The sequence below is a fragment of the Pedobacter sp. NJ-S-72 genome, from assembly GCF_053890575.1.
Genome location: NZ_CM132681.1, coordinates 494,345 through 503,865 on the forward strand (window position 1 = coordinate 494,345; position 9,521 = coordinate 503,865).

The window sequence follows — 9,521 nt, forward strand, 5'->3', positions numbered from 1 at the left end:
TCGCACCACCGCTTATTGTTAGTTATCCATCACCTTGCGGTTGATGGCGTGTCGTGGCGTATCCTGCTTGATGACCTTTCTCTGCTTTTAGAGCAGCAGGAAACCAAAACTCTTCAGGAAATTACGGGAGATAAAACAAGTGCTTATTATCAGTGGTACAATACACTGGCAGCTTATGGTCAGGAACCGCGTCTGTTAAACCAGTTGCCATACTGGGAAAATGCAGTACAACAGTATGTACCTTTACGTACCAATAAAGAGAATTGGGCAATTGCCAGCACGGCTGATACCGGTACCTTTAAAGTAAGCCTGAATAAAAAACATACTAAACAATTACTACAGGAAGTTTCTCAGGCTTATTATACCGAGATCAATGATATCTTACTCAGTGCGCTTGCTGTTACAATTGCAAATTGGAACGATAATCAGACAGTTTCAATTGGTCTGGAAGGTCATGGCCGTGAAGATATTTCAGAACAAATAGATACCAGTCATACTACAGGCTGGTTTACGAGTTTATACCCGGTTTTACTGGAAGTTAAAAAAGGTACAGATACAGGATCTATCCTGAAAAATATAAAAGAGCAATTGAGGCAGGTTCCTCAAAGAGGAATTGGTTTTGGGGTATTGAAATATCTCAATCAAGCAGATTCTTTGCAGACCCGTGACCCATGGGATATTGTATTTAACTATTTGGGTAAACTGGATAATAGTGTCAATGACGATGCGGTAATTAATCCGTTATGGGAAACATTTGCACTTGCTGTTTCCGCTGATTATCCTTTAAGAGAGCAAATAGCTGTTAATGCTATGATCAGACAAGGTGTACTGGAAATCCAATGGGATTATAGTACGCTTCATTTTAATAAAAAAAGCGTAAAAGAGCTTGCAATGGCTTTTGTTTCCGCTCTGGAAGAAATTATTGTACACTGTGTTGCGCAGATAGCACCATCACACACCCCGGCAGACTTGAACTGGGAGAGGTGATTACAGTAGCTGAACTGGATGAGTTCCTGGCGCAAACTGTTAATGGTTCTCCACGAAAAGATCAGATTGAAGGTCTGGCCAGGTTGAGCGGATTACAGGAAGGTATGTTGTTTCATGGTCTTTATGACGGTCAGGCAGGTACTTATATCCAGCAGTTTTATTGTACGCTGGAGAATCTTGATGAAAACAAATTCGTTAAGAGCTGGCAGAATCTGATCAGCCAGCACAGTATTTTGCGCAGCGGGTTTTACCATGATGTATTCAGCATACCTGTTCAGTGTATTTACAAAGAAGCAGAAATGCCGGTGACGCGATTAGATTACGGTCATTTAAGCAGTACTGAGCAAGAAAATGCAATTCGTGATTTTGAAGCATCAGATCGATTACGAGGTTTTGATTTTACAGTCTTACCATTAATGCGTCTTTGTCTGATCCGGTTGCGTGATGATTATTATCATATGATCTGGAGTTATATCATCATATTTTTTTTGGATGGCTGGTCACTTCCAATTATCCTGGAAGAATTATTACGTGCTTATGAATCTCAGGTAACAGAAACAGCTTTAACTGTTTTACCACATGCGCGTTACGACGACTATATCCGGTACATTTACCGCAAGGATAAAGATCTGGCCAGCAGCTACTGGCGTAAATATATGGAAGGCGTTAGCGAAGGGACTTTACTAAGTTTCATCAGCGTGGCAGCAGACCGCAATAAGGGAAAAGGTGTTTACAAGAAGGAGAAGTTACAGCTGGATAGTGCTTTTACAGCAGCTCTGATGCAATTTACACATCGCAATCATATCACACTGAATACTTTAATGCAGGGTGTATGGGCGTATCTTTTACACCGTTATACTGGTAAATCCGAGGTCACTTATGGTGTAATCGTATCAGGCAGACCAGAAGATCTGCCTGGTGTAGAGAGAGGAGTAGGGATGTACATCAATACGCTTCCATTACATACCGCAGTTGATGAAGATCAATCTTTAACCGGCTGGTTACAGGCATTGCAAATGAATCAGCTCGAAAGCAGAGAACATCAGTATACTACCCTGAATGAAATACAGCGTTTATCAGAAATCTCAGGTGATATATTTGATAGTTTACTGGTTTTTGAAAACTACCCTGTAAGTAAAGTACTGAACGAACAGCCATGGGCTTTACGTTTGGAAAATATTGGATTACATGAACACACAAATTACCCATTCAACATAGTTATACTCGCTACAGATACCATTCAGATTGATTTTGGCTATAATTCAAGTTTATTGGCACCTGAATATGCTGCGTCTATATCGGCGCATTTTGAACAGGTATTGCAGCAGTTCATTGCTATTGGACAAGGCTTATTATCAGCTGTAGAAATACTATCAGATAGTGAACGTAGTTTGTTACTCGATGTATTCAATGATAATTCAGATCAATATCTGCAACCACCATTGACTATTATAGATGCTTTTAACGAACAGGTTATCCTTACTCCTTACTACAGAAAACACGGCAGTTGTCTATGGATCGGCTTCATTGACTTACCGCGAATTGGACAAGCGTTCTGAAGAGCTTGCGTATGTTTTGATTAACAAGGGATTACTGCCTGGCGCATTGGTTCCTGTAGCGGCAAAACGAAGCATGAATATGATGGTTGGTATTCTGGCTATTTTGAAAGCAGGAGCAGCTTACGTGCCTATAGACCCTGATTATCCACAAGAAAGGATTTTATTCATGCTGGAAGATACAGCAGGTAAAATAGCCATCACTGATAGTGAATGGCTTTCCCTGTTTACCCGTTTAGCTCCTGATCTGGAATTTGTTTGTCTGGATAAACTAGAGCTAAATGCTGTAGCAAACACAGTTCAGGTAGATACAATTACTGCTGATAGTCCTGCTTATGTGATTTATACTTCAGGTTCTACAGGTCAGCCAAAAGGGGTACTGGTTACGCAGCGTAACGTAGTTAGCCTAGTGAAAGACATTAGTTATGTTGAATTAAACGAGCATGATGTCTTGTTGTCCACAGGTTCTCCTTCTTTTGATGCGACTACTTTCGAATACTGGGGTATGCTGCTGAATGGAGGGAAACTGATTCTCTGCCCTGATGACAGTTTGCTGGACAGCAGTCTGTTAAAAGAACAGATCCGTCTGCACAAAGTGACCAAAATGTGGTTTACTTCGAGCTGGTTTAATCAGTTGATCGATACCGATATCAGTGTGTTTGAAGGGCTTTCTGTTGTACTGGCAGGGGGAGAGAAATTATCAGATGAACACGTATTTAAAATCAGGAAAACATATCCTGAACTAACCGTGGTCAATGGTTATGGCCCAACAGAAAACACGACTTTCTCATTGACATTTACTATTGACGATAGGGGGAGTATCCCAATTGGAAAACCACTGGATAGCCGTTCTGCCTATATATTAGATCCACAATTGAGGTTGTTACCTGCTGGTGTACCCGGTGAAATATATCTGGGTGGAGCAGGTTTGTCTCTGGTTATCTGAACCGTCCTGATCTTACCGCAGAAAGATTTATAGTTCATCCTTTTAACAAAGGAGAGAAAATATATAAAACCGGAGATGTTGGCCGCTGGCTTCCGGATGGCAATATTGAATACCAGGGACGTATAGATGATCAGGTGAAAATCCGTGGTTATCGTATCGAACTGGGAGAAATAGAAAATGTCTTACAGCAATGTGAACTGGTTAATCAGGCAGTTGTACTGGTTAAAGAAGAAAATGGAACTAAACGTCTGGTTGGCTATATCGTTCCGGAAGGTGAGTTTGACAGAGATCAAATTGTTGTGTTTCTGAAAAGCCGTTTACCAGAATATATGATCCCTGCTATTTGGGTAGAGCTGGATAAATTACCGTTGACTAATAATGGTAAAGTAGACAAGAAAGCTTTACCAGATGCAGATACTGGTTCTCTGTTTACAGGAAACTACGAAGCTCCGCGTAGTGTGATGGAGCAGGATCTTGTTAGTATCTGGCAGGATTTATTGCGTATTCCAAGAGTTGGTATCCACGATAAACTTTTTGAATTAGGAGGTGATTCTATTATTACGATACAGGTAGTCAGCCGTGCTAAACGGATGGGTTATAACCTGCATCCACGTGATCTGTTTGTTTGTCAGACTATTGCGGTTTTAGCTGCTCAGCTTGTCAGAAGCGAAGCTGAGGCTGGTTCAGTCACAGAACAGGGAATTTTAAATGGAAATAGTGGTTTACTTCCTATTCAGCAATGGTTTTTTGAAATTGCCGATCAGACGGAATCTCATTTCAATCAGCATGTTTTACTGACTATAGATAAAGGTATAGGTCAGGATACGATAGAAGAGGCTGTCCGTGCATTGGTTCAATACCATGATGCACTTCGTTTTACTTACAGTTCTAATGGAGGTGAGCTGGTACAGGAGTATGGCACCTATGGGGGGCAGCTTGGCGTAGCAGATTTAAAGGTCGTTATGCCAGATAAATTACAGGAAGCCATTTTGCTGACTGACTGCCGAACAATATCAGCGCAGTCTGGATATTGAAAAAGGAATATTACTACGTGCAGTACTAATTCTTACACCAGAAGAAATAGAACAACACCGTTTGCTGATTATCGTACATCACCTTGCAGTTGATGGCGTTTCGTGGCGTGTATTGGTCGAAGATCTGCAATTGCTGCTTGAACATAGTATTGATCAATCGGTAGAAAATACTGGGAAGTCATTAGATGCTTCTGATCTATCAATAGAAAACAGAGACAAATCAGTAGAAGAAGTATTAGGCAAGAAAAGCAGTTCTGTCCGTCAATGGTATGACGCACTAACAGTTTACTCAAAGAACAGCGATTTAACAACGCAATTAAGCTACTGGGAAAAAACCGTACAGCAGGCTGGCGGGTTAAAGACGGATTTTGATTATCCGGGTACAGTTACTTATGGTGATACCACAAATCAGGTATTGAAATTAAACAGTACACAAACACGTCGTCTTTTACAAGAGGTACCAAAAGCTTATCATACAGAAATCAATGATATTTTACTGTCTGCATTAGCGATGACTTTGGCAGTTTGGAATGGCAATCAAACCGTTACTGTTAAAATGGAAGGCCATGGTCGCGAAGACATTGCAACAGAGATTGACACGAGTCGTACTATTGGCTGGTTTACAAGTTTATACCCGGTATCTCTTGAAATATCACCAGACCTGCTTGCGGGTGATGTGGTGAAAAGTGTGAAAGAACAATTACGCCAGATTCCGGGCAAAGGTCTTGGATATGGTATCCTTAAATATATCAGTAAAGAACCATCATTACAGCATCCTAATGGCGATATCGTATTCAACTATTTAGGCCAGATGAATAATATGATGGGCGATTATGGGATTTTAGGGACAGCGGAAGAAGAAGCAGGAACCTCAGTTGGTCAGGCTTTCCAGATGCCTGATAAACTATATATCAATAGTATGATCAAAAATGATGAACTGGAAATCGACTGGAGATACAGTCATCATCATCATTTTCATCATCAGCCAGTATCCGGCATTTATCAGCGGCTTTTATCGCTAATCTGGAAACTCTGATTGATCATTGCGCTTCCCGTACAGAAACTGCTTTCACGCCTTCAGACTATGGTCTTGGAAATGTGATCAGTTACACTGAGCTGGATGCATTCTTAGCTGGCGGAGATGGAAACCGCAGAAAACAAGTGGAAAGCATTTATCCGCTTAGCGGATTACAGGCAGGTATGCTTTTCCATGGATTAGCAGATACCCAAACTGGTTCATACGTGGAACAGCTTACTGCTGATATCACTGCGCTGGACGAGCAATTGTTTGCTCAGAGCTGGGAATACCTGTTGAAACAGCATACGGTCTTACGCAGTGCTTTTTATTATGATGTTTTCAATATCCCTGTACAATGTGTACTGAAAGATGTTAAGCTGCCAATTGAGATTCAGGATTACCGTGACCTTAGTAAAAAGGCGCAGCAGAAAGCAATCCAGAAGTATAACTAAAGACCGTGTGCGTGGTTTTGATTTTGCAGAAGCACCGTTGATGCGGATTTGTCTGTTCCGTTTAGCAGATAATGAGTACAGGTTATTGTGGAGTTTCCATCACATCTTGTTGGATGGCTGGTCATTACCAGTATTGATAGAAGAGCTTTTACAGACTTATGAGTCGCTGATCAATGCTCAGCCGGTTTTACTTGCAGAAGAAGACCGTTACGAAAATTATATCCGTTATATCAACCGACGCAATAAACAAGAAGAAAAAGAATACTGGTTTAATTACCTCAATCCACTGACCGAAAGCAGCAAGCTGCCATTTATCAGGACAACTGCGGAACAAACAAAAGGTAACGGACAATTTGAAATAGAGACTATACAACTTGGCAAAGCGGTTACTGCAAGTCTTACCGCTTATACCCAGCGTAACCGGATTACCCTGAATACGCTGGTACAGGGTGTTTGGGCATATTTATTACATCACTATACCGGCCGTACCGATGTAGTTTATGGGGTAACTGTGTCTGGTCGTCCCGAAGATCTGGCTGGGGTAGAACGTGCGGTAGGTATGTATATTAATACACTTCCGCTTTTCACGCAGATTAACCCTGCTCAGGAAGTATCCGTATGGTTGCAGCAATTACAGGCTGATCAGTTACGCAGCCGTGAATTCCAGTACTCAGCTTTGAATGAAATTCAACGTCAGAGTCCGGTTTCAGGCGAACTATTTGATAGTATCCTGGTCTTTGAAAACTATCCGGTAGATGAAGTATTACTGGCTCAGTCGTGGAAATTACAATTATCCGGAGCAGATGTAAAAGAGCAGACCAACTATCCGCTCAGTATTACCGTAATGGCAGGAGAGGAGATTAATATTCGTTTTGAATATAATACAGAGTTATTAAGCGCTGCTGATGTAAGCAGGATGGCCGGGCACTTTGAAACAGCTCTATTCCACATCATTACACAAAAAGCACCGAAACTTGAAAATATAGATATCCTGACCGCTGAAGAAAAACAGTGGTTGTTAGAAGACCTGAATGCGCATCAATTCACTTATCCTGAGGATCAGACCATAATTAGTCTTTTTGCAGAACAGGTATTAAAATCTCCGTCAGCAACTGCTGTAGTCTTTGAAGATCAAAAGCTTACTTATGCTGAGCTTGACCAGCTTTCCAATAAACTGGCTCATAAACTGATTGGCTTTAGTATTAAAAGAGGTACACTCATCCCGTTATTTATAGAGCGGTCTCCTGAAATGATTGTGGGGATACTTGGAATCCTGAAAGCTGGTGCGGCTTACGTACCGATTCATCCGGATTATCCTGCTGAACGTACTGCTTTTATCCTTTCGGATATTGCAGCTCCATTAGTACTAAGCAGTCGTTTTAGCTCTGGGTTTTTACCTGAAACTGAGTTGCCTGTTGTATTACTGGATAACAAATTATTATCAGCAGGCAGTTCAAAAGAACCTGTTCTGGAATATTATCCATCAGATCTGGCTTATGTGATCTATACTTCGGGTTCTACAGGGCAGCCGAAAGGGGTACTGGTAGAACATCGCAGTGTCGTTAACCTGATCTGTTACCAGGGAGCTAAATTCGGTATTGATCAGACAGATAAAATTCTCCAGTTCTCGAACTATAATTTTGATGCAGCTGTAGAGCAGATGTTCCTTGCGCTGTTTAATGGGGCAACACTGGTTGTACTGGATGAAACTACCCGTTTAGATCCGTCTGCACTAGAGCATCTATTGTTACAGGAGCAGATTACACACCTTCATGCTACACCGGGTTTCCTTGACACCATAAACGCAGGTAACTACGGAGGTTTAAGGCGTGTAATTTCAGGTGGTGAATACTGCCGTGTTTCACTGGCTGAAAAATGGAAGCCGTTTGCAACGTTTTATAACGAATACGGGCCTACTGAAACTACAGTAACAGCCCTTGAATATCAATATCCCGTGTCTTCTGAAACGACCGGGCAGGATGGCGTGCCAATTGGCCGCCGCGGTCTGGGCAATATACGTACTTACTTATTGGATGCACAATTGCGCCCGGTTGCAGCCGGAGTTGCCGGAGAACTGTATATCGCAGGTGTACAGGTGGCAAGAGGTTATTTAAACCGTCCTGAACAAACAGCTCAGAGTTTCCTTGCAGATCCTTTTGTAAGCGGAGAACGCATGTACAAAACAGGTGATATCTGTAGATTATTACCTGATGGAAATATGACTTATGTAGGTCGTAATGATGAGCAGGTAAAAGTCCGCGGTTACCGTATTGAGCTTGGTGAAATAGAGAATGTGCTGGAACAAAGCAGTCATGTTTCACAAGGTGTAGTCCTGGCAAGAACTGATGAGCAGGGTAATAAACGCCTTGTGGGATATGTTGTGCCGGCTAATGCTGAGCTATTTGAGAAAGAAGAACTGATTACCTTCCTGAAAACCCGTTTACCAGAATATATGGTTCCGGGATGGTGGGTAGTTCTGGACAAACTACCGCTTACGGGTAATGGTAATGGTAAAATTGATAAAAAAGCACTGCCTGATCCTGATGCAGATGATCTGATCACAGAAGAGTATGTTGCTCCGGCAAATCAGCTGGAACAAACGCTGGCTGTGATCTGGCAGGAGTTATTGGGACTAACACAAGTAGGTGTTCATGATAATTTCTTTGAACTGGGAGGTGATTCTATTATTACCATCCAGGTAGTCAGCCGTGCCAGGCGTGCAGGATACGGATTAAATCCCCGTGACTTATTTACCTGTCAAACCATTTCACGTCTTGCGGCGTTCATGGATTTACAACAGGAAGCTAAAGTTGTTGCCGAACAAGGCATTTTAACAGGAAATAGTGGGTTATTGCCTATACAGCAATGGTTCCTGCAAATAGAAACGAACGCGTTATCACATTATAATCAGCATATAGTTTTAACTGTCGCTAAAAACATCAGTGCTGAGCAATTGCAAACTGCACTGGATAAACTGGTAAGTCACCATGATGCGCTGCGTTTGCATATCAGCTAACGGCAGAGGCCTGGGAGCAGACTTACAGTAATAGCCAGTCAAAAATCAGATTATTTGATTATATGCAAAATGCAGATGAATGGCCGGAAGCTATTCAAACCAATCTGGATCTTTTACAGGTTCAGGTAGATCTAACTCAGGGAAACCTTTTACAGGCAGCGTTATTAATTGCTCCGGCTGATGCGCTGGCTAATCAATTACTGCTTGTTGCTCATCACCTTGCAGTAGATGGTGTATCATGGCGTATTCTGACAGACGATCTTGAATTACTGCTTCAACAAAAGGATCAACCTGTTTTAGCCGTATTGGGTAATAAAACAAGTTCCCTCCGTCAATGGTATAACACCATGGCTACCTATGGCAAGCGTACAAATCTGTTGAATCAGGAAGCTTACTGGAAAAAAACGAAACAGGAATTGGTTCCGCTTCGTACCGATCATACATTTAATGAAGCTATTACTATAGCCGACATACAGAGTTATACTGTAAAACTAGGGGAATGATGCAACTTC

The 9,521-nt window shown here is 41.8% G+C and carries 5 protein-coding genes and 3 pseudogenes; all 8 read left to right on the top strand.

Annotation, left to right across the window (positions count from 1 at the left end):
* Positions 1-6: 6 nt before the first annotated feature.
* Positions 7-987, top strand: a pseudogene (locus tag ACWYN3_RS03430) (condensation domain-containing protein); the annotation flags it as partial.
* Positions 984-2,546: a condensation domain-containing protein gene (locus ACWYN3_RS03435; protein ID WP_456219873.1), complete on the top strand. Its 1,563-nt coding sequence runs from the start codon at positions 984-986 to the stop codon at positions 2,544-2,546. The pseudogene ACWYN3_RS03430 and the gene ACWYN3_RS03435, both read left to right, overlap by 4 nt.
* Positions 2,515-3,489 carry an AMP-binding protein gene (locus tag ACWYN3_RS03440; protein ID WP_456219874.1) on the top strand — a complete coding sequence of 325 codons (975 nt, stop codon included), beginning with the start codon at positions 2,515-2,517 and terminating at the stop codon, positions 3,487-3,489. The genes ACWYN3_RS03435 and ACWYN3_RS03440 overlap by 32 nt, the downstream gene beginning before the upstream one ends.
* A gap of 134 nt (positions 3,490-3,623) precedes the next feature.
* The gene (locus ACWYN3_RS03445) at positions 3,624-4,523 is read left to right on the top strand and encodes a condensation domain-containing protein (protein WP_456219875.1); all 900 of its coding nucleotides are present in this window, start codon (positions 3,624-3,626) and stop codon (positions 4,521-4,523) included.
* Positions 4,524-4,551: 28 nt separating this feature from the next.
* Entirely contained in the window at positions 4,552-5,559 is a 1,008-nt protein-coding gene (locus ACWYN3_RS03450) for a condensation domain-containing protein (RefSeq protein ID WP_456222871.1), read from the top strand.
* Between the two features lie 164 nt (positions 5,560-5,723).
* A pseudogene (locus ACWYN3_RS03455) lies at positions 5,724-8,766 on the top strand (non-ribosomal peptide synthetase); the annotation flags it as partial.
* A gap of 12 nt (positions 8,767-8,778) precedes the next feature.
* Positions 8,779-9,009 (top strand): condensation domain-containing protein, encoded by a 231-nt coding sequence (locus tag ACWYN3_RS03460; protein WP_456222872.1) that lies wholly within the window; start codon positions 8,779-8,781, stop codon positions 9,007-9,009.
* Positions 9,010-9,041: 32 nt separating this feature from the next.
* Positions 9,042-9,512 (top strand): annotated as a pseudogene (locus tag ACWYN3_RS03465) (condensation domain-containing protein); the annotation flags it as partial.
* Between the last annotated feature and the right edge of the window lie 9 nt (positions 9,513-9,521).

Coding starts and splice junctions, on each gene's coding strand:
- ACWYN3_RS03460 (WP_456222872.1), top strand. CDS start 8,779: ATGGATTTACAACAGGAAGCTAAAGTTGTTGCCGAACAAGGCATTTTA.